Origin of the sequence: Paraburkholderia ferrariae NBRC 106233 (genome assembly GCF_000685035.1) — a bacterium.
Lineage (GTDB): Bacteria > Pseudomonadota > Gammaproteobacteria > Burkholderiales > Burkholderiaceae > Paraburkholderia > Paraburkholderia ferrariae.
Genome location: NZ_BAYB01000093.1, coordinates 1 through 884, shown reverse-complemented (window position 1 = coordinate 884; position 884 = coordinate 1). Strand labels below are relative to the sequence as shown.

The 884-nt window shown below is 56.8% G+C and carries 1 protein-coding gene and 3 tRNA genes; all 4 read left to right on the top strand.

Annotated features, from left to right (window positions below; genetic code table 11):
* Positions 1-139 precede the first annotated feature (139 nt).
* Positions 140-225: transfer RNA gene (locus BFE01S_RS36800), tRNA-Tyr, on the top strand.
* 50 nt (positions 226-275) lie between these two features.
* Positions 276-349: transfer RNA gene (locus tag BFE01S_RS36795), tRNA-Gly, on the top strand.
* Positions 350-387: 38 nt separating this feature from the next.
* A tRNA-Thr gene (locus BFE01S_RS36790) sits at positions 388-462 on the top strand.
* A gap of 103 nt (positions 463-565) precedes the next feature.
* The coding region (locus BFE01S_RS42215) for a GTP-binding protein (protein ID WP_042339945.1) at positions 566-884 on the top strand (319 nt) is incomplete at its 3' end.

Genomic DNA, 884 nt, shown 5'->3' with positions numbered 1-884 from the left:
CAATACGCGAGACCCCGGCCCTAAAAAGCCGGGGTTTTTGTGTTTACGCTCTCCCTATAAGTGAGAGCGTTGTGGGTTCTGCTCCGAACAAAGTGCTTGACACTGTCCGGATGTTCCCCCATAATCATCAGTTCTCTGCGGAGGGGTGCCCGAGTGGCTAAAGGGGGCAGACTGTAAATCTGTTGGCTTACGCCTACGTTGGTTCGAATCCAACCTCCTCCACCAGAATTCAGCTGAAGTTAAGTGTCGGGAATCGGCAATAGTCGGCAAACTTCGCGGGTGTAGCTCAATGGTAGAGCAGAAGCCTTCCAAGCTTACGACGAGGGTTCGATTCCCTTCACCCGCTCCAGCAAGCCAGACGCGATAGACGCAAGCGCGGAAGTAAATGCCCATGTGGCTCAGTGGTAGAGCACTCCCTTGGTAAGGGAGAGGTCGGCAGTTCGATCCTGCCCATGGGCACCAGAAGGAAACTGCGGGTATCTGCAGTATCAGGCTGCACCGGCAACACCAGTGATTGTTTGCGCGCCCCGCGCAACGTACGGAAAAATCCTCTTAGGAGTCGAAAATGGCCAAGGGTAAGTTTGAGCGGACCAAGCCGCACGTGAACGTGGGCACGATCGGTCACGTTGACCACGGCAAGACTACGCTGACGGCAGCGATCACAACGGTTCTGACCAAGAAGTTTGGTGGTGAAGCCAAGGCGTACGACCAGATCGACGCAGCGCCGGAAGAAAAGGCGCGTGGTATCACGATCAACACCGCGCACGTCGAGTACGAAACGGCGAACCGCCACTACGCACACGTCGACTGCCCGGGCCACGCCGACTACGTGAAGAACATGATCACGGGCGCGGCACAGATGGACGGCGCGATCCTGGTGTGTT